This window comes from Ruegeria sp. AP11 (assembly GCF_056535865.1).
In genome coordinates this window covers 1,154,496-1,179,982 of record NZ_JBQFJB010000001.1, presented here as the reverse complement: position 1 = coordinate 1,179,982, position 25,487 = coordinate 1,154,496, and the positions used below count along the sequence as shown (strand labels likewise).

Annotated in this window: 25 protein-coding genes; 7 read left to right on the top strand and 18 right to left on the bottom strand. The window is 60.9% G+C overall.

The features are described from left to right. The first annotated feature begins 3 nt into the window (after window positions 1-3). Window positions 4-1,536, top strand: coding sequence for an ATP-dependent DNA helicase (locus ACR3E4_RS06120; protein ID WP_480533225.1), 1,533 nt, complete (start codon window positions 4-6; stop codon window positions 1,534-1,536). Next, on the top strand, window positions 1,533-2,261 hold the full coding sequence (locus tag ACR3E4_RS06115; RefSeq protein ID WP_480533223.1) for an SDR family oxidoreductase: 729 nt from the start codon (window positions 1,533-1,535) through the stop codon (window positions 2,259-2,261). The genes ACR3E4_RS06120 and ACR3E4_RS06115 overlap by 4 nt, the downstream gene beginning before the upstream one ends. 3 nt (window positions 2,262-2,264) lie before the next feature. Here ACR3E4_RS06115 and ACR3E4_RS06110 read toward each other — a convergent pair whose 3' ends face one another. The 13 genes from ACR3E4_RS06110 to ACR3E4_RS06050 form a co-directional block, all read right to left on the bottom strand. Further along, window positions 2,265-3,029, bottom strand: a complete 765-nt coding sequence (locus tag ACR3E4_RS06110) for a TIGR02186 family protein (RefSeq protein ID WP_480533221.1) — start codon at window positions 3,027-3,029, stop codon at window positions 2,265-2,267. A 1-nt stretch (window position 3,030) separates the two neighbouring features. After that, window positions 3,031-3,951: a sulfite exporter TauE/SafE family protein gene (locus tag ACR3E4_RS06105; RefSeq protein WP_480533219.1), complete on the bottom strand. Its 921-nt coding sequence runs from the start codon at window positions 3,949-3,951 to the stop codon at window positions 3,031-3,033. Between the two features lie 227 nt (window positions 3,952-4,178). Next, on the bottom strand, window positions 4,179-5,147 hold the full coding sequence (locus tag ACR3E4_RS06100; protein WP_480533217.1) for an ABC transporter permease: 969 nt from the start codon (window positions 5,145-5,147) through the stop codon (window positions 4,179-4,181). After that, window positions 5,147-6,241: an ABC transporter permease gene (locus ACR3E4_RS06095; protein WP_480533215.1), complete on the bottom strand. Its 1,095-nt coding sequence runs from the start codon at window positions 6,239-6,241 to the stop codon at window positions 5,147-5,149. Before ACR3E4_RS06095 ends, ACR3E4_RS06100 begins: the two co-directional genes overlap by 1 nt. 3 nt (window positions 6,242-6,244) lie before the next feature. Then, complete coding sequence (locus tag ACR3E4_RS06090; protein ID WP_480533213.1) at window positions 6,245-7,774, bottom strand: ABC transporter ATP-binding protein; 1,530 nt, start codon at window positions 7,772-7,774, stop codon at window positions 6,245-6,247. A gap of 94 nt (window positions 7,775-7,868) precedes the next feature. Beyond that, entirely contained in the window at window positions 7,869-8,867 is a 999-nt protein-coding gene (locus tag ACR3E4_RS06085) for a BMP family lipoprotein (protein ID WP_480533212.1), read from the bottom strand. 155 nt (window positions 8,868-9,022) lie between these two features. After that, window positions 9,023-9,436, bottom strand: a complete 414-nt coding sequence (locus tag ACR3E4_RS06080) for a GNAT family N-acetyltransferase (protein WP_480533210.1) — start codon at window positions 9,434-9,436, stop codon at window positions 9,023-9,025. Next, a complete protein-coding gene (gene tsaB / locus ACR3E4_RS06075; RefSeq protein WP_480533208.1) occupies window positions 9,433-10,023 on the bottom strand; it encodes a tRNA (adenosine(37)-N6)-threonylcarbamoyltransferase complex dimerization subunit type 1 TsaB in 591 nt (196 codons plus the stop codon). Before tsaB ends, ACR3E4_RS06080 begins: the two co-directional genes overlap by 4 nt. After that, the gene (locus tag ACR3E4_RS06070; RefSeq protein ID WP_480533206.1) at window positions 10,013-10,576 is read right to left on the bottom strand and encodes a NifU family protein; all 564 of its coding nucleotides are present in this window, start codon (window positions 10,574-10,576) and stop codon (window positions 10,013-10,015) included. The genes tsaB and ACR3E4_RS06070 overlap by 11 nt, the downstream gene beginning before the upstream one ends. Before the next feature lie 69 nt (window positions 10,577-10,645). Then, entirely contained in the window at window positions 10,646-11,239 is a 594-nt protein-coding gene (locus ACR3E4_RS06065) for a DsbA family protein (RefSeq protein WP_480533204.1), read from the bottom strand. A gap of 9 nt (window positions 11,240-11,248) precedes the next feature. Beyond that, the gene (locus ACR3E4_RS06060; RefSeq protein ID WP_480533202.1) at window positions 11,249-11,704 is read right to left on the bottom strand and encodes a universal stress protein; all 456 of its coding nucleotides are present in this window, start codon (window positions 11,702-11,704) and stop codon (window positions 11,249-11,251) included. Between the two features lie 53 nt (window positions 11,705-11,757). Further along, window positions 11,758-12,621, bottom strand: a complete 864-nt coding sequence (locus tag ACR3E4_RS06055) for a branched-chain amino acid aminotransferase (protein WP_480533200.1) — start codon at window positions 12,619-12,621, stop codon at window positions 11,758-11,760. A 58-nt stretch (window positions 12,622-12,679) separates the two neighbouring features. Next, entirely contained in the window at window positions 12,680-13,141 is a 462-nt protein-coding gene (locus tag ACR3E4_RS06050) for an Lrp/AsnC family transcriptional regulator (RefSeq protein WP_480533198.1), read from the bottom strand. Window positions 13,142-13,270: 129 nt separating this feature from the next. Here ACR3E4_RS06050 and ACR3E4_RS06045 point away from each other — a divergent pair, with 129 nt between their 5' ends. Next, window positions 13,271-14,320 (top strand): Leu/Phe/Val dehydrogenase, encoded by a 1,050-nt coding sequence (locus ACR3E4_RS06045; protein WP_480533196.1) that lies wholly within the window; start codon window positions 13,271-13,273, stop codon window positions 14,318-14,320. 47 nt (window positions 14,321-14,367) lie between these two features. On the opposite strand, the gene trpS is transcribed toward ACR3E4_RS06045, so the two are convergent. Continuing rightward, the gene (gene trpS / locus ACR3E4_RS06040; protein WP_480533194.1) at window positions 14,368-15,396 is read right to left on the bottom strand and encodes a tryptophan--tRNA ligase; all 1,029 of its coding nucleotides are present in this window, start codon (window positions 15,394-15,396) and stop codon (window positions 14,368-14,370) included. An 86-nt stretch (window positions 15,397-15,482) separates the two neighbouring features. Here trpS and ACR3E4_RS06035 point away from each other — a divergent pair, with 86 nt between their 5' ends. Next, a complete protein-coding gene (locus ACR3E4_RS06035) occupies window positions 15,483-16,169 on the top strand; it encodes a rhomboid family intramembrane serine protease (RefSeq protein ID WP_480533192.1) in 687 nt (228 codons plus the stop codon). A 4-nt stretch (window positions 16,170-16,173) separates the two neighbouring features. On the opposite strand, the gene murJ is transcribed toward ACR3E4_RS06035, so the two are convergent. Genes murJ through ACR3E4_RS06020 form a run of 3 tightly spaced genes read right to left on the bottom strand, consistent with a single transcriptional unit; the run spans window position 16,174 to window position 21,663 of the window. Next, a complete protein-coding gene (gene murJ / locus ACR3E4_RS06030; RefSeq protein WP_480533190.1) occupies window positions 16,174-17,715 on the bottom strand; it encodes a murein biosynthesis integral membrane protein MurJ in 1,542 nt (513 codons plus the stop codon). Continuing rightward, window positions 17,712-20,471: a [protein-PII] uridylyltransferase gene (locus tag ACR3E4_RS06025; RefSeq protein ID WP_480533188.1), complete on the bottom strand. Its 2,760-nt coding sequence runs from the start codon at window positions 20,469-20,471 to the stop codon at window positions 17,712-17,714. Before ACR3E4_RS06025 ends, murJ begins: the two co-directional genes overlap by 4 nt. Window positions 20,472-20,490: 19 nt before the next feature. After that, a complete protein-coding gene (locus ACR3E4_RS06020) occupies window positions 20,491-21,663 on the bottom strand; it encodes a penicillin-binding protein activator (protein ID WP_480533186.1) in 1,173 nt (390 codons plus the stop codon). A gap of 87 nt (window positions 21,664-21,750) precedes the next feature. Here ACR3E4_RS06020 and rsmI point away from each other — a divergent pair, with 87 nt between their 5' ends. The 3 genes from rsmI to gshB all read left to right on the top strand — a co-directional run bounded on the left by rsmI (window position 21,751) and on the right by gshB (window position 23,975). Further along, a complete protein-coding gene (rsmI, locus tag ACR3E4_RS06015; protein ID WP_480533184.1) occupies window positions 21,751-22,608 on the top strand; it encodes a 16S rRNA (cytidine(1402)-2'-O)-methyltransferase in 858 nt (285 codons plus the stop codon). A 3-nt stretch (window positions 22,609-22,611) separates the two neighbouring features. Next, window positions 22,612-22,980, top strand: a complete 369-nt coding sequence (locus ACR3E4_RS06010; RefSeq protein ID WP_480533182.1) for a YraN family protein — start codon at window positions 22,612-22,614, stop codon at window positions 22,978-22,980. Window positions 22,981-23,042: 62 nt separating this feature from the next. Beyond that, on the top strand, window positions 23,043-23,975 hold the full coding sequence (gshB, locus tag ACR3E4_RS06005) for a glutathione synthase (RefSeq protein ID WP_480533180.1): 933 nt from the start codon (window positions 23,043-23,045) through the stop codon (window positions 23,973-23,975). Here the strand turns inward: gshB and ACR3E4_RS06000 are convergent. Next, complete coding sequence (locus ACR3E4_RS06000) at window positions 23,972-25,486, bottom strand: YifB family Mg chelatase-like AAA ATPase (protein WP_480533764.1); 1,515 nt, start codon at window positions 25,484-25,486, stop codon at window positions 23,972-23,974. The genes gshB and ACR3E4_RS06000 overlap by 4 nt on opposite strands. Between the last annotated feature and the right edge of the window lies 1 nt (window position 25,487).

Below are 25,487 nucleotides of genomic sequence, written 5' to 3'. Positions count from 1 at the left end.
GCCATGTCCTTGCCCCAGATTACCTTTTCCGAAGATCAGGCCGCCGCCTTCGACAACATTGCCGAAATGTTGCGCACGGCGGGTGTCGATCTTGAAGACGACGCCCTGTTGAAATTGCCGGGCGGCGGACAATCGGGCGTCATGGCTGTGATCGGCAAGGCAGGATCGGGCAAGACCCTGCTGCTGGCCGAGCTGTACAAGGCATTGGCCGAGACGGGGGTCAATCTGATCTCGGGCGATTTTGAAAGCCGCAAATCCCGCGACAAGCGCAGCCTCGCCATCCTCGCCCCGACAAACAAGGCCGCCAGCGTTTTGCGCTTGCGTGGCGTGCCTGCAACGACCATTCACCGCATCCTCTATACCCCGGTCTACGACCCGGAATATGAGCGCATCGCCGAGTGGCTGGCCGGTAACGACGAACGGCCCGAGATCGAAGGGCTGACCGACGAAGCACTGGATCGTGCCGCTGCGTTCTATGCCAACAACAAATCCATCCCCGGCGCGCTGGCCGCTGCCGGATTGCGCGGCTCCGACTTCATCACCGGCTGGAAGCGCCGGGAAGAGCCTTTGGATATCGGCTTCGTCGATGAGGCCTCGATGCTGGATGACCGGCAATTTGATGATCTGAAAGAGATTTTTCCCACGCTGCTGCTGTTCGGAGACCCGGCGCAGCTGGCGCCTGTGAACCAATCCGGGTCGATGGTGTTCGACGCATTGCCCGAGCCGCGCAAGCAGATTTTACATCGGGTGCACCGCCAGACAGCCGACAACCCGATACTTGACCTCGCCCATGCGCTGGCCGACCCGGCAATGGGATTCGAGGATTTCGAACGCCTGATCGAGGACACCGCCCGCAAAGACGACCGTGTCATCTGGGGCCAACGGGTCGAGGTCGACCTGATGGCGCGCAGCCCGGTTCTGGTCTGGCGCAATGCCACCCGTATCCGCCTGATCCAGGCATTCCGCAGCGTCCATGGCGCGCCCGAGACTGAGTTGCTGGAGGGCGAGCCGCTGATCTGCGATGGTATCGAGTTGCCTCTGAAACATCGCAAGAAGCGGCTGGATCTTGAGGCGCGTGGCCTGATCAAGGGCGCGCAGGTCATCTATCTGGGCCCCGGCCGCAAGCCGGGGTTTTCGCGCCTGCACGTGATGGGGGCCGAAGACCCTCAGGTCAGCGCCGCATCGATTGTGCAGATCGAAAAACCGGATGAGGAAGAGCCGTTCATCCCCTATGCCGCCCGTATGGGGGCCACGTTTCTGCATGGTGCAGCGGTTACGATCCACAAGGCGCAGGGCTCGCAGTGGGATACGGTTCAGGTCTTCGCCCCTGATATCTACGCTGCCGCCCGTATGGGCCGGACAGAGGCTGGGCAGCCCTTGTGGAAACGTCTGACCTATGTTGCCATCACGCGTGCGCAAGAGCGGCTGATCTGGGTGGTCCGCAACCGGTTGTCTAAGCCAACGCATCCGCTGCGCGTTGATGACCTGCGGGCCACGGCGGCGCCCGCGTTGACGTTGGAGGCGGAAGAGACATGAAGACGATCATCGTCACCGGTGCAAGCTCGGGCATTGGCAAGGCAACGGCTGAGTTGTTCCTGTCCGAAGGCTGGGCCGTTGGTTTGCTGGCACGCAGCGCGGACAGGTTGCACGAGATGGCCTCAGGCCGCGACAATGCGGTCCCGTTGGTTGCGGATGTCACCGATCTTGATGCGGTGGAAACAGCTTTTTTCGAATTCATACAAAAGACCGGTCGACTGGATGTCCTGTTCAACAATGCCGGTATATTCGCCCCCGGCGGCACCATAGACGAGATTGCCTTGGACGACTGGTACAACTCGGTCAATGTGAACCTGAACGGCATGTTCCTGTGCGCCCGCGCTGCGTTCGCGGCGATGCGGGCGCAACAGCCTCAGGGTGGGCGGATCATCAATAACGGATCGATTGCAGCCCATGTGCCGCGCCCGAATTCGGTGCATTATTCCGCAACGAAACACGCCATTACCGGCCTGACGCGCAGCCTGTCACTGGATGGGCGCGCGTTCGGCATCGCCTGTGGCCAGATCGACATCGGAAATGCCCGCACCCCGATGGTTCAGGAACTGGTCGATAATGCCATCGCGGAAGGCCACACGCCTGATCCGACCATGGATGTCGCTGATGCCGCCCGATCCGTGCTGCATATGGCTGGTCTACCGCCCGAGGCGAATGTGCAGTTCATGACGGTTCTGGCCACGACCATGCCCTATATCGGGCGGGGTTAGCGATTACTTCTCGCGCAGCAAACGGAACGCCGTCGACGCTCCCCAACCGGCGGCAATGGCGATGGCCAGCGACATCAGGCCGTACCAGATAGGCTGCTCGCGGGACAGATTATACAGGAACCGTTCAAGGCCCACCTTGCGCACGTCGATTGACGTTTCGAAATTCGAGACCACATTGCCGCCGCGGGTCAGGAAGATCCGCGCGGTGTAATCACCCTCGGTCAGGTCCGCCGGCATTTCGATCGACGTGCGGAATAGGGTCTGCTCATCCACAGCAACTGTGTTTTCCCGGATCGAATAAAGCCCTTCGTCTTCGCGAATACGAATGACCGCCGCCGAGAAATCCTGAGCGCCCTGAATGTTCATATCAGCACCGACCGACCGGATCGCGCGTTCGATCGAAACTTTGTTGCGCAGGTCTTCGGTGTTGCTGAGAACCTCATCGAACGGGGCGCTGGTTGCGACCGCATAAAAGCTGGGGGCGAGGTCGACGACAAGACTGTCCGTGTTGACCCAAATGCCAAACTTCTTTTCCTTGCGGCGCACCGTGACGGGTTCGGACGGGCCGACAACCGATACGATGACCTCAAGCGGAGGGCCCTCGGGGATCGGCGCTTCGCGTTTGACCGCACCGAAGACAAGAATCTCGGAGCCGTCGAAATTGGCCGTGATCGAAACCCGGTCCTGCGAAAGTCCCAGAACAACCTGTTCCTGGGCCGCTTGGACCGGCAAGCAGAATAGACAGAGGGCGGCGATCAGACGCAACATCTCAGTGACCCCCCGCATCGCCCAGCGAATACAGCTCGGCCGGTTGCAAAAGCAGATCCAGCGCCAGTTTGCCACAGACCACCAGAACCAAAGCGGCCAGCAGGACGCGCAGTTGCTCGGCTGGCATGCGCGCGCCGATCAGTGTTCCGATCTGAGCGCCGACCACGCCACCGACCAGCAGCAGCACGGCGAGGACCACGTCGACCGTAAAGTTGGTGGTGGCATGCAGCATCGTGGTGAAAGCGGTCACAAAGATGATCTGAAACAGCGAGGTGCCAACCACAACCTTGGTCGGCATTCCCAGCAGGTAGATCATCGCGGGCACCATGATAAAGCCGCCGCCCACACCCATGATCGCGGACAGGACGCCGACGAACAGCCCTACCATCACCGGCGGGATAACCGAGATATAAAGTCCCGAGGTCCGAAACCGCATCTTGAACGGCATCGCATGGACCCAGCCGCGCTGACGGCGTTTTGGTACAGCACCACCGCCCTTGCGGGATTTGCGCAGGGCATTCAGGCTTTCGACAAACATCAGGCTGCCGATCACGCCCAGAAAGACCACATAGCAGAGCTTGACCAGCAGATCGACCTGACCAAGGCTTTTGAGATAGTTGAACAGAACCACGCCGAGTGCCGCCCCGGCCAGACCCCCGATCAGCAACACTGTCCCCATCCTCAGGTCGACCGTTCTTCGCCTGAAATGGGCCAGAACACCCGAGAAGGACGAGGCGACAATCTGGTTGGCCTCGGTCGCAACGGCAACGGCCGGAGGGATGCCGATGAAGAACAGCAGCGGCGTCATCAGAAAACCGCCGCCAACGCCGAACATGCCGGATAGAATTCCGACCATGCCGCCCAGCCCAAGCAGTAGAAAGGCATTTACGGATACTTCGGCAATCGGAAGGTAGATCTGCATGGCTTCTTCTAAACGGCGAGGGTCGCGCAGCGCAAAGCGGCGGAACCCGTGATAACGTAAGACTCAATAGACGAAACGCACGCAACAGCTTGGTTGGCGGGTGCCAGGGCTGCGGAACTGTGGCGGGGCAAGTCCATATCTCCTTAGAGCGGTTGCGGCATACAAAATCAACTCTGTATGCCGCTTTGCAGCAAACAGGACTGAGGGTCAGTCCTGAACTGGCCTTATCAACGCTCTTTCACGTAGGGTTCACCACCCGCGCGCGGCGGTACGGCTTTGCCCACGAACCCGGCCAGGATCACCACGGTCAGGATGTAGGGCAGGGCGTCCATGACCTGCACCGGGATGACAACCCCGCCCAGATCGATGTTCTGGAATCGCAGGGCGACTGCCTGAAGCAACCCGAACAGCAGACAGGCCCACATCGCGTGCCAGGGCCGCCATTTCGCAAAGATCAGCGCCGCCAGTGCGATGAACCCGCGCCCGGCGGTCATCTCTTTCACGAAACCTGCCTGCAACGCGGTTGCCAGATAAGCACCGGCTATGCCGCACAGCACGCCGCAGATCGCCACCGCCGCATAACGAAGTCCAACGACCGAGACACCGGCGGTATCCACCGCTGCCGGGTTTTCACCAACCGCGCGCAGGCGCAATCCGAACCGGGTGCGGAACAGAATCCACCAGGTCAGTGGCACCATCAGGAACGCCATATAGACAAGGATGGAATGGCCGGACAGCAGCTCGGAATACACCGGACCAACCAGCGGAACCCCTTCGACGGATTCGGCCAGCGGGAAGTTGATCGGTTCGAACCGTCCCCCTCCGAACAGTGACGGAGTGCGGCCGCCCTGCTGGAACCAGCTTTGCGCGACCAGAACCGTCATGCCAGAGGCCAGGAAGTTGATCGCAACGCCCGAGATCAGCTGGTTGCCGCGAAACGTGATCGAGGCGAATCCATGTAACGCCGACAGAACCAGAGAGGCCGCAATCCCGGCCAGCAGACCCAGCCAGACCGAACCGGTGACAGCAGCGACCGCAGCCGAGAAGAAGGCTGCCATCAGCATCTTGCCCTCAAGGCCGATATCGAAGATGCCTGCGCGTTCGGAATAAAGCCCGGCCAGGCAGGCCAGCAGCAGGGGCGTCGCCAGACGAATGGTCGAATCCAGTACCTGGATGAGGGTCAGAAACATATCCATCAGGCCGACCCCTTCCGCAGCATCAGGAACAGCTTTTCAAGCGGCATCCGAACCATGTTGTCAAGCGCGCCGGTGAACAGGATCACCAGTGCCTGAATGACCACGATCAGCTCACGCGGGATCGACGTCCACAGGGCCAGCTCGGCACCACCCTGATACAGGAACCCGAACAGGATCGCGGCGAGAAGTACACCAAACGGATGCGACCGCCCCATCAGCGCCACCGCGATGCCGATGAACCCGGCCCCTTCGGTCGAGTTTAGAACCAGCCGCTCGGCCTCACCCATCACGTTGTTGATGGCCATGAGACCAGCCAGCGCGCCCGAGATCAGCATGGCGACGATGGTGATCTTGACCGGTGAGATGCCCGCATAAACAGCGCCAGTCTCGGAATGACCATAGGCGCGGATTTCATAGCCCAGCCGCGTGCGCCAGATCAGCGCCCAGACAACGACGCAGGCGAGCAGCGCTACAAAGAACGAGATATTCGCAGGCGCGCCGCGGAACATCACGTTTTCGGCGGTCGAGAACATGGACTGGAAGGTCGGCAGATGCACCGCCTCGGGGAAACGCGCGGTTGCCGGGTCTTGCGAGCCCTGCGGGCGCATCACGTTGACCAGCATGTAGTTCAGGAAAGCGGCGGCGATGAAGTTGAACATGATCGTGGTGATCACGATATGGCTGCCGCGCTTGGCCTGCAGGTAGGCCGGGATCGCGGCCCAGGCCGCGCCAAAGATCATCGAGGCGGCGCAGGCGGCCAGCAGGGCGATGGTCCAGTGCGGCCATTGCACTGACAGGCAGACGATGGCAACGCCCAAGCCCCCCAGCATGGCCTGACCTTCACCGCCGATGTTGAACAGGCGCGCGTGAAAGGCCACGGCGACCGCCAGACCCGTAAAGATGAAATTGGTCGCGTAATACAGGGTATACCCCCAGCCATAGGTCGACCCGAGGGCACCAGTGACCATCAGGTTCACCGCCTCGATCGGGTCTTCTCCGATGGCAAGGATGACGATTGCCGAAAGGATTGTGGCCAGCAGCAGGCTGATCAGCGGGATCAGCACCACATCGGCCCATTTGGGCATTTTTTCCATGGTTCAGGCGGCCTCTCCTGCAACACCGGCCATCAGCAGGCCCAGTTCTTTTTCATCCGTTTCGGCGGGCAGACGCTCGCCCATGATATGTCCGTCAAACATCACCGCAATCCGGTCGGACAGCGAGAAGATCTCTTCCAGTTCGACCGAGACCAGCAGGATCGCCTTGCCCTGATCGCGCAGGGCGACGATCTGTTTGTGAATGAACTCGATGGCACCGATATCCACGCCGCGCGTGGGCTGACCGACCAGCAGCAGGTCGGGGTTGCGCTCGATCTCGCGCGCGACGACGATTTTCTGCTGGTTGCCGCCCGAGAAGCTTTTAGCGGTCAGCCATCCATTGGGCGGACGCACATCGAATTTCTCGATCTTGGCTTCTGTATCGGCGCGCAGCGCGGCGTTGTCCATGAACAGGCCGCGTTTATAGGCAGGGTCACGGTGATAGCCGAAAGCCACGTTTTCCCACGCGTAGAAGTCCATGATCAGACCCTCGCGCTGCCGGTCCTCGGGTACATGGGCGATGTGCTGCGCGCGGCGGGCCTGCCCGTCCGAGCCTGCGCCGCTGAGGGCCAGAGGTTCGCCGTTCAGCTTGATGGAACCCTGCCCGGGCCGCATGCCGCCCAGAACCTCAAGCAATTCGGATTGCCCGTTGCCCGCGACCCCGGCGATTCCCACAATCTCACCCGCGCGGACGGTCAGGTTGATGCCTTTGACACGCTCGACGCCAGCCGAATCTGTCACCCGCAGGTTTTCGATTTCCAGAACTGGCTTACCCGGTTGCGCAGGCACCTTGTCTACCTGCAACAGCACCTTGCGGCCCACCATCAGCTCGGCCAGCTCCTGCGGGTTGGTATCGGCGGTTTTGACCGTCGCCGTCATCTCGCCCCGCCGCATCACCGACACCGTGTCGGTGTTTTCCATGATCTCGCGCAGCTTGTGAGTGATCACGATGATCGTCTTCCCCTCTGACCGCAGGCGGTCGAGGATACGGAACAACTGATCCGCCTCGGCGGGGGTCAGCACACCGGTTGGTTCGTCCAGAATCAAAATCTCGGCCTTGCGATACAGTGCCTTGAGGATCTCGACCCGCTGCTGCATGCCGACGCCGATCTCGTCGATGCGTTTGTCCGGATCGACAAACAGCTCGTATTCTTCTTCCAGCGCTTTCAATTCCTTGCGCGCCTTGGCCAGCGACGGGGCCAGCAGGCCTCCATCTTCGGCGCCCAGAACGATATTCTCCAGAACAGTGAAATTCTCGACCAGTTTGAAATGCTGGAACACCATCCCGATGCCCGAGGCGATGGCCGCCTGGCTGTCAGGGATGTCGGTTTTTGTGCCGTTGATCCAGATCTCGCCTTTGTCGGCTTTGTAGAAGCCGTAGAGGATGCTCATCAACGTGGATTTGCCCGCACCGTTTTCACCGATGATCCCGTGGATCGTGCCGGGAGCGACGCTGATGGAAATGTCTTTGTTGGCCTGAACCGGCCCAAAGGCTTTGGAAATCCCTTTGAGCTCAATGGCGGGGACGGTCATGTCTTGTCCTCAATTGCCGAAGAAGGGCCACCTGCCATTGGCAAGCTGGCAAAGTGGAAGCGGGACGGAAGGCATTCCCCCGTCCCGCATGATATCAGAACTGCAGCGCCGGGCAGCTGTCGTTCTCGTAGTAGCTGACCACCGAGACGTTGCCGTCGATGATGTCCTGACGCGCCTTGTCAACGGCGGCCTTCATGTCATCCGACACCAGCGCAGCATTGTTATCGTCCATGGCATAGCCAACGCCATCTTCGGCCAGGCCCATGACGAATACGCCGGTTTCGACATCTTCGCCCGCGCTCATCGCTTCATAAACAGCGACATCCACACGTTTCAGCATCGAGGTCAGAACCTTGCCCGGATGCAGGTGGTTCTGGTTGCTGTCCACGCCGATCGACAGGATACCTTCGTCAGCAGCGGTTTGCAGCACGCCGACACCGGTGCCGCCAGCAGCAGCGTAAACCACGTCAGCGCCCTGGCTGATCTGAGCCTTGGTCAGTTCCGAACCCTTCACCGGGTCGTTCCACGCCGCAGGTGTCGTGCCGGTCATGTTGGCGACCACGTTGATATCGGGGTTAACAGCCTTTGCACCTTGCGCATAGCCGCAGCCAAAGTGGCGGATCAGCGGGACATCCATGCCGCCGATGAAGCCGACCGTACCGGTCTTGGAAGCCATGGCTGCCATCATACCCACCAGATACGAGCCTTCATGTTCGGCAAAACCCACCTGACGCAGGTTCGGCGCGTCCAGCCAGGTGACGTCGACCACAACAAAGGTTGTATCCGGATAGTCAGCGGCGACCGCGCTCAGCGGATCGGCCATGCCGAAGCCCATGGTGATGATCGGGTTCGAACCCGCCTCGGCAAAGCGGCGCAGGGCTTGCTCACGCTGTGCCTCGGACTGCATCTCAATCTCGCGATAGGTGCCGCCGGTCTCTTCCGCCCAGCGCGACGCGCCATTATGTGCGGCTTCGTTAAACGATTTGTCGAACTTGCCACCCAGATCGAAGATCAGGGCCGGTTCGGCCAGAGCCGCGCCAGCGGTCAGTGCAACCGCAGCAGCGGCGCCCATCAGGGATTTCATTAGGGTCATTTGTTACTCCCGTTGGTTATAATCGGTCCGGGGCTTTAACGCCCCATCACCCACTCAGAGCGAGCATACTTGTTGTGATGGCGGGAATTAAGGCCGTATGCAACAGTCAGGGTCAACTGATTTTTGACCAAACAATAGAAAATTGCCACCTGCCGTCAGGGCAGAGCGCGCTCCATAACGATTGCGTCGCAGTTTTCTCCGGAGCTTCGGGTGTAGTAGCCTTTGCGCTGTCCGCAGCGGCGATATCCGCAGCGCTGATACAGCGTCAATGCGGGCAGATTGTCGGCAGCGACGTCCAGAAATGCCCGAGTCGCCCCCAATTGCGCGGCTTTGGCATGCCATATGCCCATGCAGCTTAGGCCCAGCCCCTGCCGCTGATGCGCGGGATGGGTCGCAATCGTCAACAGTTCGGCCTCATCGACGATGACCTGAAACAGGGCGAAGCATTTGGCGGTGCCGGAGACATGGGTGAACCGGTTGTCCAGCAACGCAGAAAACTCGGACGCGGTCCAGGGCCGTGATTGCGTGAACGCCGCAGCGTGGGTCGAGGCCAGCTCTTGCGGGGTCATTCGTCCAACAGCACCGGAGGCGTGTCGCTGGAAGGCGCGGCATCGGCGGGCCGGATGTAAAGTGGGGCCGGGGGCTGATCTGTGATGTCCCGGCGACGTGCAGCGATCCGTGCGATGGCCTCTGCCTGCAGGGCGGGGTCAGGGCAAAGGAACAGTGATCCCAATCCCTCGGCCTCTTGCATTGGCAAAAGTTGTGCGGGCATTTCCCCCAGTTGCACATAGACCTGATCGCGCGGGGCAGTGACCGCTGGAAGCGCATCGCTCGGTGCGATCTCGGCCAGCGCGTCAAATCCCGACACACCCACCGCCGGGACGTTCAGGCCCAGAGCAAGCCCCCGGGCCGCAGAGACCGAGATGCGAATGCCGGTGAAATTGCCGGGTCCGACACCAACACCAATGGCATCCAGATCCGCCCAGGCGCAGCCCGCTTGTGCGAGCACCTCCTCCAGCAGAGGCATCAGGCGCTCGGCCTGCCCGCGTGACATGGATTCGGCTGCGGATACAACGATGTCGCCATCCCGCAGCAAAGCGGCCGCGCAATGCGCGGCCGATGTGTCAAACGCCAAGATTGTCGGGTCAGACGGCAACCGGGCGAACCTCGGTCACTTCGGGGATGTAGTGGCGCAGCAGGTTCTCGATCCCCATCTTCAGCGTCAAGGTCGAGGACGGGCAGCCGGCGCAGGCCCCCTGCATGTGCAGATAGACAACGCCGCGATCAAAGCCGTGGAAGGTGATGTCGCCACCATCCTGCGCCACGGCAGGGCGCACGCGGCTGTCCAGCAGATCCTTGATCTGGTTCACGACTTCAGCATCCTCGCCGGTATGCTCGGCGTGACCCGAGGCAGTTTGCGCATCGGCGGCCATGACTGGCTGACCCGACTGATAATGCTCCATCACCGCGCCAAGGATGGCGGGTTTGATGTGGTCCCACTGAACGTCATCCGATTTTGTGACGGTGACAAAATCATTGCCGAAGAACACACCGGTCACGCCGTTCACTGCGAAAATCCGATTGGCCAGAGGCGATTTCTCGGCCGCTTCGGCGCTTGGGAAATCTGCGGTGCCTGCTTCCAGAACCGTCTGACCGGGCAGGAACTTCAGCGTTGCCGGGTTGGGTGTGGATTCAGTTTGGATGAACATGGCGCGACTCCGTTTGAGTTGCCCTTGATATGCGCGCCCGGGCACGGGAAGTCAAGATTTGGAACGATTCTAAATTGATGCGGCGTAGGAAATCGCATCAGTCAAACGATCATCGCCCCAGAACAGCTCATCCCCCGCCACAAAGCTCGGGGCGCCAAAGATGCCCAGCGCCCTGGCGCGGTCGACCTGTTTGAACAGGGCTGCCTTGATCTGCGGATCGCCCATTCGATCCAAGTGCTCTGGCGCGACACCAGCAGCTGTCAGACACTCTGTCAGCACCCCGAGGTCGGAAATCTCCTTTCCCGCGCCGAACTGAGCCGAATAGACGGCGCAGGCGAATTTCGCCCGTTGATCGGGGGCATCAATCGTCAGGGCCAGACGCGCTGCCTTGAGGCTGCTCTGGGGGAAAGCACCGGGACGCTGAAAGGGCAGGCCCCGCGCGGCACAGAGACGTTCCATATCCCGCCACATGTATCGCCCCTTTGCGGGATAGAGGTTGAACGGAGAATTGTTCCACCCCTGATCGGCAAAGATCGGGCCCAGCAGAAAAGGCTGCCATTCAATGGTCAGGCCCTGATCCGATGCCAGCTGTCCGATTCGCATGGCGCTGAGATAGGAATAGGTCGAGGCGAAATCGAACCAGAATTGCAGCTTGGCGCCCATCGCACAGCCTCAGGTAATGGCTTCCAGCTTTTCCTTGCTCAGATCGCCGGGAACGATGGTGATCGGAATCGGCAGACTGCCGGAATTGCGGGTCAGTTGCGTCACCAACGGACCGGGGCCTTTCTTGTCGGTTCCCGCGCCCAAGACAAGCACGCCAATTTCAGGGTCCGACTGGACATGGGCGATGATCTCGGGCACCGGGTCGCCTTCGCGGATGGTGAGCTCCGGTTCAATGCCCTGCTTGTCACGCATCCATTTGGCGAACACCTCGAAATGCGCGTGGATACGTTCGCGCGCCTCTTCGCGCATCACTTCGGCCACACCGATCCAGTGATTGAACTCATCCGGGGGAATGACGGACAGAATCGTCACGCCTGCTCCTGTATGTGCCGCGCGCATGGCTGCAAAGCGCATCGCGTTCAAACATTCGCGGCTATCATCCAGAACGACCAAGAATTTGCGCATATATGTCCCCTGACTATTTTCGCGATCATGCCTGACCGGGAATGCGCTGGCAACTAGCGGTTGCTGCCAGCCCAGTCCCAGTACATCTCGCGGGCGCGCCGTGCAATCGGGCCAACCTGATATTGTGTGTCGTCCAGCGCGGTGACCGGGGTCACCTTGTTCATGTTGCCGGACATGAACACCTCATCCGCTTCGTGGAAATCGTCAAAGCTCAGCACCGTTTCATGCACGGTCACACCGTCGGTGCGCAGGTTTTTGATGTGACGGGCCCGGGTGATCCCCGCCAGGAAGGTGCCGTTGGGGATGGGCGTAAACACTTCGCCATCGCGGACCATGAAGATATTGGCGGTCGCGGTTTCGGCCACATGACCCATTGCATCCGCCACCAGCGCGTTCGAAAACCCTTTCGAGCGCGCCTCGGCCAGCATCCGGGCATTGTTGGGATAAAGACACCCGGCCTTGGCATTGACCACCGCGGATTCCAGCACCGGGCGGCGGAACCGCGTTGTCGTCAGCGTCACCGACGCTGTTTCGGGTGCCATCGGGATCGCTTCGAGGCAGATCGCGAAACCGGTGCTGTTTTCTTGTGGAACAATTGCAGTCTGGTCCCCGTGGATGCCCCAATACATCGGACGGATGTAGACAGCCGTGTCGGGTGCATAGGCCTCAAGCCCTTCGTGAACCAGTTCGACCATCTGTTCGGTGGTGACGGTTGGCGTCAGCATCAAGGCCTCGGCCGAACGATTCACCCGGTCGCAATGGGCATCCAAATCCGGAGTCAGCCCGTTGACGAACCGTGCGCCGTCAAAAACCGAAGAGCCCAGCCATGCGCCATGGTCTGCCGCGTGCATGATCGGGGCGTCTCCGTCATGCCATTGACCGTCGAAATAGGTGCGGATGTTCGTGCCGACTGCCATTATGCTTTCCCTCAGTTCGGGGAAAACCTAGGTTGGGGCTGGCGCAAGGTCCAGCAGATTATCCGTGATCCAGCGGCAGCGCTTCGCGTTTGACCATGGTGCGCAGCGCGAAGTTTGATCTGAGGTTGCGGATACCCGGTATTTGCATCAGCCGGTTTTCCAGAAACGCATCAAAGGCGTTGAGGTCCTTTGCCACCACGCGCAGCAGAATATCCCGCGATCCGGTCATCAGGTAGCATTCCATTACCTCATCGCAGCGGCGGATTGCTTTCTCAAAAGCATCGATTGCGTTGCGATCCTGTTTCTCCAGTTCGACCGAGACGAAGATGGAGACGCCAAAGCCAAGCTGCTCGGGGTCAACCTGCGCGGTATAGCCGGTGATGATGCCATCGCGCTGCAGGCGGTCCAGACGCCGCGCGCAGGGGGTTGGCGACAGCCCGACATGCTCGGCCAGATCGATGACCGTCATGCGGCCATCCTTCTGTAAGGCGCGGATGATCTTGGCGTCGATGCTGTCCATGGAGAAATTACCTAACAATGATCTAATGTTTGGAGAATATAGCCAATCAGCGTTAATCACCAGCGATATTATGGCGAAAACCTCTCAGCCAAAGGTGGCAAACTCTCTGGGACATTCCGGAGGAGAGGCATGGATATCACCGAAATAGATGCGCCAGGGCATGAGCGCGTGGTTGAATTCAAAGACAGTGCGCTGGGCCTGTTGGGCTATGTCGCCATTCATTCGACCCAGCGTGGGCCGGCGGCCGGGGGCGTGCGGATGCGGCCTTATGGTCACGCAGCCGAGGCGCTGCAGGACGCACTGCGCCTGTCACGTGGCATGACGTTCAAGAACGCCGCCGCCGATCTGCCGCTGGGCGGTGGCAAGGCGGTCATCATCGGGGACCCAAGCATCGACAAGACGCCGGATATGCTCAGAGCATTCGGTCGTGTGGTGCAGAGCCTTAACGGGCTCTATTGGACCGCCGAGGATATGGGTATGACGCCCGCCGACATGGCGCATATCGGGGCACAGGCGGATTATGTGGCCGGTCTGGCAGATGGCGCGTTTGCCAGCGGTGATCCGTCGCCCATCACCGCGCGCGGGATTTTCAACGCGATCCGGGTCACGGCACGACATCGGTTCGGGAAGGCCGATCTGGACGGGTTGACGGTTTCGGTGCAGGGGCTGGGCCATGTAGGCGAACATCTCTGCCAGTTGTTGCATGATGGGGGTGCGCGGTTGATCGTCACCGATATCGATACACTGCAATCGGCGCGCGTGGCCGAGCGGTTCAATGCGCAGGCGGTTGCGCCCGACACGATTTATGGTGTTGAGGCCGACATCTTCGCCCCCTGCGCCATTGGCGGTATTCTGAACGAGACCAGTATTCCATTGCTCAAAGTCGGGGCTATCGCGGGTGGTGCAAACAACCAGTTGGCCCATGACAGCGACGCGCAATTGCTGCACGACAGGGGCATCCTTTATGCGCCGGACTTTGTGGCAAACGGTGGCGGGATCATCAATGTCGCCACCGAGATTCTGCGTGTGGCTGATCGCGAAGACTGGGTGGTGCACAGGTTGCAGGCGCTGGAACAGACCATGGATCGTATCCTGATCCGCGCCAAGGCCGAGGCGATCAGCCCGCATGAAATTGCCGAAGCTATCGTCTACGAAACGCTGCGTTCACAGGCTGCTTGAAGAAAAACGCCGCTCTCATCGGGGCGGCGTTTTATTTGCTTGAGAGATCAGGCTTTGCCTGCGCCCACCATCCCGACAATCTCATAGGTCTGCTGCAGGATCGGAGCGGCGATCTCACGCGCGCGTTCAGCGCCGCGTGCGAGGATCCGGTCAATCTCGGCCTCTTCACCCATCAGACGTGCCATTTCGGACGAGATCGGTGCCAGCTTTGAAACAGCCAGTTCCGCCAGCATCGGTTTGAACTCACCGAATTGCTTGCCGCCAACCTCTGCCAGAACCTGCTCGGCTGTCTGGTCGCTGAGCGCGGCGTAGATGTTGACCAGATTGCGCGCTTCGGGGCGATCTTCCAGCCCATCAATCTCGGATGGCAGGGCATCCGGGTCGGTCTTGGCCTTGCGGATTTTCTTGGCGATGGTGTCGGCGTCATCGGTCATGTTGATACGGCTCATGTCCGAGGGGTCAGAGGACGACATTTTGCGCGACCCATCCCGCAAATTCATGACACGTGGTGCAGGACCGCCGATAACCGGTTCGGTCACCGGAAAGAACTCCACACCATAGTCGTGGTTGAACTTTATCGCGATATCGCGTGTCAGTTCCAGATGCTGTTTCTGGTCCTCACCCACGGGCACATGGGTCGCGTGATAGGTCAGTATGTCCGCCGCCATCAGTGCGGGATAGGCAAACAGCCCCAACGAGGCGTTCTGTGCATTCTTGCCCGCCTTGTCCTTGAACTGCGTCATCCGCTGCATCCAGCCCATGCGGGCGATGCAGTTGAAAATCCACGCCAGTTGTGTGTGTTCAGGCACCTGGCTTTGGTTGAACAGGATCGACTTTTCCGGGTCCAGACCGGCGGCGATGAAGCCTGCGCAGACCTCGCGCGTCTTTTCGCGCAGACGGGCCGGGTCTTGCCAGACGGTGATGGCATGCAGGTCGACCATGCAGTAAATGGTCTGAAACTCTTCACCCTGCATATCCACAAAACGCTTGAGTGCACCCAGATAGTTACCTAGGTGCAGGTTTCCCGAAGGCTGGATGCCGGAGAACACGCGCGGCGTGAATTGGGTCTCGGTCATCGAAGGGAACTCCCGTCTGGAAAAATCAGTCCCCGTCGCTTACCCATGAGGCCAAGGGACGTCAACAGCCGCAAAGGTAAAGCCCAATGAGCAGTGAGCATTATACCCCGCCCGTGAACCCTCTGCCCCCTGTGGTGGTGGCGTTGACGCTGTTCATCATGGGGATCGAGGTTGTCCTGCAACTGGGCGCACGCGGGATCATTGGCGGGCCGTCGGCGGTGGGCTGGCGTCTGGACGCGTTGCAGCAATATACGTTCTCGCCCGATATCTTCGACTGGATGGTGCGGAACGGGCGCTGGCCGTTCGAGCATGTGATCCGCTTTGTCACCTATCCCTTTGTCTCGGCCAATATCACGCAGGCTATCTTTGTCTGCGTCTTTGTTCTGGCGATGGGCAAGATGGTGGCCGAAGTGTTTGGTAACGTCGCCATGCTGATCATCTTTGTGTTGTCCGGCGTAGGCGGAGCGCTGGCTTATGCGCTTCTGCTCAACCCGGCCTATCCGCTGGTCGGAGGGTTCCCGCCTGTTTACGGTTTGATCGGTGCGTTTACGTGGCTGCTCTGGCGCAAACTGTCGCTGGTGGGAGAGAACCAGTCCCGCGCCTTCAGCCTGATCGCGATGCTGATGGGGATCCAGTTGCTGTTTGGCCTGATCTTTGGCGGCACCCCGGACTGGGTCGCCGATCTGGGCGGGTTTGCCACCGGCTTCGGCCTGTCGTTCTTTCTGGCACCGGGGGGATGGGCGCGCATCGTCGGCAGAATACGCCGCGATTGAGCGGTCAACCGCGGCGTAGCGCGGTGCGGAACTCCGACAGCTTGAAGGCCCCGAACAGGTGGCCGAGCGCGAAGTAGACGGCACCGGCCACAGCGATCAGTGTCAGTAGCGCAAGGTAGCGCACACCAGAAAGTTCGAACGCCCAACCAAACAGATTAATGGCGGCAAACAGCACGACGCCCATCCCGATCGAGGCCGCAATGATCCGCCCGGCCCGGTGCTTGAAACGATCGTCAAAACGGGCTTCATCCCCGAACCGCCGCGCGCCGACCGCCAGCAACAGAACCATCGCCCATCCGGCGGTTGAGGCGGCGATGGCGGGCGCGATCCAGCCGATCACGGGATACAGGCCAAAGGCCAGAACGGCGTTCACCACCATCGCGACGACGGCATAACGGAACGGCGATTTGGTGTCTTCGCGCGCAAAGAACAGCGGTTGTAGCAGCTTTTGCAGCATGAAAGCGGGTAGGCCGATGCCATAGATGGCGACGGCCAGCGCCGTGGCTGCGGTATCCTCGGCGGTGAACTGGCCGCGCTGGAACAGCACCGAGACCAACGGGCCAGGGATGATCACAAACGCAACGGTCGAGGGGATCGTCAGCAAGAGCGTAAACTCACCGGCGCGCGAGAAAGCATTGCGCGCGCCGTCCTTGTCGTCGGCCCGCAGTCGCCGGGACAGGTCGGGCAGCAGCACGATACCGACGGCGATCCCGACTACGCCCAAGGGCAACTGGTACAGACGGTCAGCCGCAAACAGCCAACTGACGGCCTTTTCAGTTTTCGAGGCCACCAACTGCCCCACCACCAGATTGACCTGCGTTACCCCCATGGCCAGCGCGGCAGGCACCGCGATACGCACCATGCGCCGCATCTCGGGGCTGAATTTCGGCAGGCCGGGGCGGATGCGAATGCCCGCGCGTTCGGTTGCCACCCAGACCAGGGCCAGTTGCGCAACCCCTGCGGCGGGGATGACGGTGATCAGCCAGCGGATTGCCTCGCCGCCCGAAAGCGCTCCGAAGATCAGGGCGGAACAGGCAAAGATGTTCAGCAGAACCGGCGCAGCAGCGGCGGCGGCGAACCGGCCGGTGGCGTTCAGCACGCCGGAAAACAACGCCGCCAAAGACATGAACAGGATGTAGGGAAAGACCACATAGCCATAATCTACGGCCAGATCGAAACGCTCATCGCCATAGAACCCCTCGGCCGTGACCCAGACCAGCGCGGGCATGAAGACCATCGCCAGACCCACCAGGGCCAGAACCGCCACGGCCAGCAGGTTGAAGGCATCCTGTGCAAAACCTTCGGCGTTCTCATCACCCTCCAACCGTTTAGAGAACATCGGTACGAAGGCGGCGTTGAACGCGCCCTCGGCGAAGAAACGGCGGAACATGTTGGGCAGGCGGAAGGCGGCCACAAAGGCGTCCATCACCGGCCCCGGCCCGATATAGGCGGTCAGCAGGATTTCCCGCAGAAATCCCAGTATGCGGCTGGCAAGCGTCCAGAAACCCACTGTGAAAAAGCCCGAGAACAGGCGGATCTGCTTCATGAGACGGCCCGCTCGGCACCCTCGGCGATGGCTTTGCGAAGCTTGGCTTCCAGCCCGCGTTGCTTGCTTTCCGAATGGTATTTCAGCCCGAACATATCCTTGACGTAGAAGGTGTCGACCACCTGCTCGCCATAGGTCGCGATGACCGCGTTGGCGATGTAGACATTGGCCGCGGCCAGCGTGCGGGCCAGATCGTACAGCAGGCCGGGCCGGTCGCGGGTGTCGACCTCGATGATCGTGTAAATCTCGGAGCCTTCATTGTCGAAGGTGATATGGGTCGGCACGTTGAAGGCGCGCTCGCGTTTCTTGATCTTGTCGCGGGATTTCAGGGCATCGCGTGCCACCACCTCACCTTTGAGGGTTTTGTGGATCATCTGGTTCAGGCGCGGCAGGCGCGAGGCTTCGAACGGGTGACCTTCGGCATCCTGTATCCAGAACGCATCGGTGACGTAACCGTCTTTGGTGGTATAGCTGCGCGCGTCCACGACATTGGCCCCGGCCAGCGCCAGAGCGCCCGCAATCCGGGAAAAGATGCCGGGATGATCGCCCATGGCAAAACAGGCGCGGGTGGCATCGCGGTCTTCATCCGGATGCAGCCGGATTTCCACCGCGCCCGGATCGCCGCTGTCTTCCAGACCTTTCAGCATCTCTGCGAACTCGACATGGGTCGACAGTTTCAGACCCTGCCAATAGGGATCATAATGCCGGCTCGTTTCGGTTTTCAGATCGGCCTTGGACCAGTCAGACAACTCGGCGCGCAACAGCTTTTTGGCCTCGGCCCCGCGATTGGCACGGTTGAGGTCCTCCATCCCCGTTTCAAGCGCCCGCTTGGTCTCGGCATGCAAGGCACGCAGCAGGGTGGCCTTCCAGTTGTTCCAGGTATTCGGGCCAACGCCGCGAATGTCGCAAACCGTCAGCACGGTCAGCAAATCCAGCCGTTTGACGGTTGCCACTGCCTTGGCGAAATCGCGGATCGTGCGCGGATCCGAGATATCGCGTTTTTGCGCCATGTCCGACATCAGCAGGTGATACCGTACCAACCATTCCACGGTTTCCGAATCCGCCTTGTTCAACCCCAACCGCGGCGCGATCTTGCGGGCCATCTGCGACCCCAGAATCGAGTGATCCTCGGGCCGTCCCTTGGCGATGTCATGCAGCAACAGCGCGACATAAAGCACCTTGCGATCTACCCCACCCTTCAAAATGGACGAGGCCAACGGCAGCGCTTCGATCAGTTCGCCGCGTTCGATCTGGGCCAGATTGACGATGCACTGGATGGTGTGCTCGTCCACCGTATAGCTGTGATACATGTTGAATTGCATCATCGCCACGATGTGCTCGAACTCGGGCAGAAAGGCCGACAGAACGCCAAGTTCGTTCATACGGCGCAGGGCGCGCTCGGGGTTGCCGTGTTTCAGCATCAGATCAAGAAAGATGCGCTGCGCCTCTTTGTTGGTGCGCATGTCCTCGTCGATCAGGTGCAGATTGGCGGTGACCAGACGCATGGCGTCTGGATGGATCAGCATCCCGGTCCGCAATCCTTCTTCGAACAGGCGCAGCAGGTTCAGCTTGTCCGCCAGAAAGCTGTCAGGGTCGGCGATATCCAACCGGCCGTGCACAACCTTGTACCCCGCCTTGACCCGGGGGCGTCGGCGAAAAATGCGTTCCAGCAGCGGCGCGCCCTTCATATGGGCCGCTTCCAGCTTGGTCAGGAAGATGCGGGTCAATTCACCCACACGCGTTGCCTCGCGGAAATAGCGCTGCATGAATACTTCGACCGCGCGCCGCCCGGCGCGGTCTTCATACCCCATGCGATCGGCCACCTCGACCTGCAGATCAAAGGTCAGTTGTTCGGTGGCGCGCCCGGTGACCAGATGCAGATGAGACCGCACGGCCCAGAGGAAGTCTTCGGCCTGAACAAATCGCCGGAACTCCTCCGGGGTGAACAGACCCAGCGGCACCAGTTCCGCCACATCCTGAACGCCATAGATGTATTTCGCGATCCAGTAGAGAGACTGCAGATCGCGCAGGCCGCCTTTGCCCTCTTTGACATTGGGCTCGACCATGTAACGCTCACCCTGTTTCAGGTGCCGCTCATCCCGCTCTTTCAGCTTGGCTTCGATGAAATCGCGCTCGGAGCCTTTGAACAGATCCGCCTTCAGTCGTGTTTCAAGCTCTTCGGCAAGCGCCTGATCCCCGGCCAGATAGCGCTGCTCCAGCATTGCGGTACGGATGGTGAAATCTTCCTCTCCCAGCCGCAGGCAATCCTTGATCGTGCGCGAGGAATGACCAACCTTCAGCCGCAGATCCCAGAGGATATAGAGCATGGATTCAATCACGCTCTCGGCCCAGGCGGTGATCTTGTAAGGGGTGAGGAACAGCAGGTCCACGTCCGAAGACGGTGCCATCTCACCCCGGCCATAGCCGCCCACGGCCAGCACGGCGATCTTTTCGCCCTGCGTTGGGGTGGCCAGTGGATGCAGATATTCGCTGGCCACGCGCATCGCGGTGCAGACCAGTTGATCGGTCAGATAGGTGTAAGACCGCGTCAGAGGGCGCGCGTCAAACGGGGCTTTGGCGAAGGCTTCGGCAATGGCTGCCCGCCCCGCCTTTTGGGCATCGCGCAGAATGCGGACGGTTTCGGCGCGCAAAGCTGCGTTGTCCGCGCCGTTTTTGGCGGCGGCAGACAGGCTGGCATCGATCTTGACCGAGTCAAAAATCTGGTCAGCAGGGCAGATCAGTTTGCTGTCAGGCATGGATGCCTGCGCCGGTCGTTCAGAATCCGGCGCCAGAGAAGCTTTGTGGGGCAGGGTCAATCACAACCACCTGTTTGTTCTGGATCGTGGCAACCGCCAGACCGCGTTCGTTTGTACCGTTGGAACGCAGGCGGAAGATGCCGCCGACGCCCTGAAACCCTGCGTTCTGGGTCAGGGCCGCGCCGGTCAATGCGTTGGATTTGCCCTGACTGACCAAAGCGCCAATCGCTGCGATCCCGTCATAGGCCAAGCCGCTGATCGGATGCGGCGCCTCTCCATAGGTGTTGTTATAGCGCTGGCGATAGGCTTGTGCCTTGGCCGGGTCCGGTAGCGCAAACCACCCGCCCTGAACGCCTGGCAGTTCCAGTGTCTGCGCCGGGATATCCCAGCGTGTCAGACCCATATACTGCACATTGGCCGGAGAAACGCCCGCCTCGGGCAGCAATTGGCTGAACAGAGGCAGCGCGCCCGCCGTTGTCGCGGTGAGGAAGATCGAATCAGCCCCGGTCGAGTCCACCGTGGCCTTGATGGTCGGGACCGAGTTGATCACGCCTTGCTGGGATCGGTCATACGCGACGGTTCCGGCATTATTCACTCGGCTGCTGTTTAGCGCGGAAGCAATCGCCGATTGGCCAAGCTGACCCGCCGAGTCATTGCTATGCACGACCACAGTGCCGCTCTTGCCTTGACGCCCGGCAAAATTGACCAGCCGATTGGCGGTGTTCTGGAATGTCGGACCCAGAACATAGACGTTGCCGCCCGCGATGCTGGTGTTGTTCGAGAAGGACAGTACGTTGACATTGTTGTTCAGCACCGCAAGTCCGGCCGCATTTGCCGCCTGCGCGTAAACCGGGCCAAGGATGATCTTTGCCCCATCTGCCACAGCTTGCTGAGCGACCGCAGATGCCGTCCCCGCATTGCCCGCCGTGTCATAGACCCTCAGGTCGATCTTGACGTTCTGCAGATCCGCCATCGCCAGACGCGCTGCATTCTCAAGGCTGCGGGCCAGTGCCGCATCCCCCGATTGTGGCGAGCCTGCCGGGACCAGCAGGGCGACCGGAACCGGGTCGGACGTGTCGATCGCAGGACCTCCGCCGATACCGCCGACTTCACAGGCGGCCAGAAATGCGGCGGTGGCCAGAACAATGGCGGATTTCGCCAGTTTGCGTGCGGGCTTGCAAACGGTAAACATCTAAATGAAAACTCCCTGATCCGGCGTCTGAAGGCACCTTGGTCTAACGACCCGCGATAATAAACGTCACGCTGTGAGGGTCCAGCTTTGAATTTCCAAAAGATCAGATTGGCCCCGGGCCTGTACTTTGTTGCCACTCCGATCGGGACGGCGCGCGACATTACGCTCAGGGCGCTGGACGTGCTGGCCTCGGCCGACATAATCGCCGCTGAGGACACCCGCAGCTTGCGGCGCCTGATGGAAATTCATGGTGTACCGCTCGAAGGCCGCCGAATCCTTGCCTATCATGATCACAGCGGCGCTGGTGCGCGGGGCAAGATTCTTGAAGCGCTTGAGGCAGGTCAGTCGGTTGCCTACGCGTCCGAGGCCGGAATGCCGCTGATCGCGGATCCGGGCTATGATCTTGGCCGCAAGGCCGCTGAGGCCGGTTTCGATGTCACCTGCGCGCCGGGCCCTTCGGCGGCGCTGGCGGCGCTGACATTGGCGGGCTTGCCGACCGATGCGTTCTTTTTCGCCGGTTTCCTGCCCAATGCTTCGGGCGCGCGCCGGTCACGAATCGAGGCGTTGCGCGACATCCCCGGAACGCTGGTTTTTTACGAATCCCCCAAACGCGTGGGCGCTTGCCTAGCCGATTTGGCAGACGTTCTGGGCGCAGACCGGCAGGCGGCGGTGTGCCGCGAACTGACGAAGAAGTTCGAAGAAGTCCGGCGTGGGACGCTTGCTGAACTGGCCACAGGTTACGAGGGGGTCTCGGTCAAGGGCGAGATCGTTCTGCTTGTGGACCGGTCGCATTCGCAAACCGTTAACGAGTTTGACGTAGAAGAGGCATTGATGACGGCTTTGAAAACGCATTCCGTGCGTGACGCGGCGGATCTGGTCTCGGACATGTACAAGCTGCCGCGCCGCCCGATTTATCAAAAGGCCCTGAAACTGGGAAAGGGATGACATATGGGGCGATCCGTTCGGGGCTCGGTTTCTTATCACGCTGGGCAAGCGGCAGAGCTTTGCGTGGCCACCGACTATGAGCGGCGCGGCTATGCCATCGCGCATCGCAGATGGCGCGGCACATGGGGCGAGATTGACCTGATCGCCCGAAACGCGGACGGTATCGTGTTTATCGAGGTGAAGAAAAGCGCAAGTTTTACCGCGGCGGCGGCGCGGATCAGCCCCCGGCAGATTGAACGCATCTATGCCTCAGCCGCCCAGTTTCTTGAGCGTGAGCCGGACGGCCAATTGACCAATGTACGCTTTGATGCGGCCCTGGTTGATGGCAGCGGCGCGGTCGAAATCATCGAAAACGCCTTTGGTCAGGGCTGATCGCCATTGAACCTGTCAGGTCTCTGCGCCATGTATCGGGCGTGGAACGCAAGGGACAAGCCATGAAGATCGCCTTTCAGATGGACCCGATCGGGGCCGTGGACATCAACGCCGACAGCTCATTCCGTCTGGCCGAAGAAGCGCAGGCCCGGGGGCATGAGCTGTTTTTTTACGGGCCGGACCAGTTGGCCTATCAGGAAGGGCGTATCACCGCGCGCGGACACGACATGACGGTTCAGCGGGTTGCGGGCGACCCTGCGGTGCTGGGCCCCGAACGCGAGGTTGATCTGGCCGATTTCGATGTGGTCTGGCTGCGGCAGGACCCGCCGTTTGACATGCATTACATTACTTCGACCCATCTGCTGGATCGTCTGAAAGGGCAAACGCTGGTGGTGAATGATCCGTTCTGGGTGCGAAACTATCCTGAAAAACTGCTGGTGCTGGATTTCCCCGACCTGACCCCGCCCACGACGATTGCGCGCGATTTGCAGACCATCAAGGCGTTCAAGGAAAAGCATGGCGACATCATCCTCAAGCCGCTTTATGGCAATGGCGGCGCAGGTGTGTTCCGGCTGGAAGCCGAGGATCGCAACCTGACCTCTCTGCATGAGCTGTTCACCGGATTTTCGCGCGAACCTCTGATTGTTCAGAAGTTCCTGCCCGACGTGCGCAATGGCGACAAACGGGTGATTCTGGTCGATGGCGAAGCCGTCGGTGCCATCAACCGCGTCCCGGCCGAGGGCGAGACACGCTCGAACATGCATGTGGGCGGGCGGCCCGAGAAGATCGGTTTGTCTGAACGCGATCTTAAGATTTGCGCTGCAATCGGCCCGCTGTTGAAAGAGAAGGGTCAGATATTTGTCGGGATTGACGTCATCGGCGATTACCTGACCGAGATCAACGTGACCTCGCCCACCGGCATTCAGGAACTTGAGCGGTTCAATGGCGAGAACATTGCTGAAAAGATCTGGCAGGCGATTGAGGCGAAGGTCTAAGCATCGACCTTGGCGCTGATGCGAAAGCTCAGCGCCTCGGCAACATGCGGGCGGCGTATGTCCGGCACGCCTTCCAGATCAGCTATGGTGCGGGCGACCCGAAGGATGCGGTGAAAGGCGCGGGCAGACAGGCCAAAGCGTTCTGCAGCTTTTAACAGCAGGTCTTTCCCTTCAGCATCCGGGGCCGCGCAATCTTCCAGATGCTTGCCTTCGAGATCGGCGTTCTGGCGGGTGCCGGGCATGTCACTGAACCGTTCTGCCTGTATTGCGCGCGCCGCTTCGACCCGCGCCGCGACGGTGGCAGAGCTGTCGCCCGAAGGTGGCAGGTCGAGATCGGTAAACCCGACGGGCGGAACTTCGATGCGCAGATCGAAACGGTCCATCAAAGGCCCCGAGATGCGGCCCAGATAATCCTCGCCACAGACCGGCGCGCGGGAACAGGCGCGCGACGGGTCGGTCAGGTAGCCACATTTGCAAGGGTTGGCCGCCGCCACGAGCATAAAGCGGCAGGGGTATTTAACGTGGGCATTGGCGCGGGCGACCATGACCTCGCCGGTTTCGATGGGTTGGCGCAGGGTCTCCAGAACGGTGCGGGGGAATTCTGGGAATTCGTCCATGAATAGGACGCCGTTATGGGCCAGAGAAATCTCACCGGGTTTGGCGCCCTTGCCGCCACCGACAATGGCCGCCATCGAGGCGGTGTGATGGGGTTCGCGAAAGGGACGCGCCCGGCTGATACCGCCTTCGTCCAGCAAACCGCAGAGCGATTGGATCATCGAGGTTTCCAGTGCCTCGACCGCCGTCAGAGGCGGCAGGATCCCCGGCAGTCGCGCCGCCAGCATGGATTTACCCGAACCGGGCGTGCCGATCATAATCAGATGATGCCGCCCTGCCGCCGCGATCTCCAATGCACGTTTGGCGCGCTCCTGCCCTTTGACATCCCGCAAATCCCGTGCATTGGGGGCCAGTTGGACTTCGCCCGGCGTTGCGGCGGGCAGGGCGGATTGGCCGGTGAAGTGGCGCACCACATCCCCCAGAGACCCCGCGCCGATCACCTGCGTTGCGTCGACCCAGGCGGCCTCGGCGCTGGACGCTGCGGGGCAGAGCAGGGCGCGGTCTTCTGCTGCGGCGGTCATGGCAGCGGGAAGCGCACCCACGACCGGCACCAGAGACCCGTCCAGCGACAGCTCACCCAGCGCCACGGCCCCTTCGGCGGCATCGGTCGGGATGATCTCCAGCGCCGACAGCAGGGCAACGGCGATGGGCAGATCGAAATGGCTGCCCTCTTTCGGCAGATCGGCGGGCGACAGGTTGATGGTGATCCGTTTCGACGGCAGAGCGATTGCCATCGAACTGAGTGCGCTGCGCACCCGGTCGCGCGCCTCGGACACCGCCTTGTCGGGCAGGCCGACGATGGAAAAGGCCGGAAGGCCCGGCGAGACGGCGCATTGCACCTCGACCGGGCGGGCGTCAACGCCCTGAAAGGCAACGGTATGGGCGCGGGCGACCATG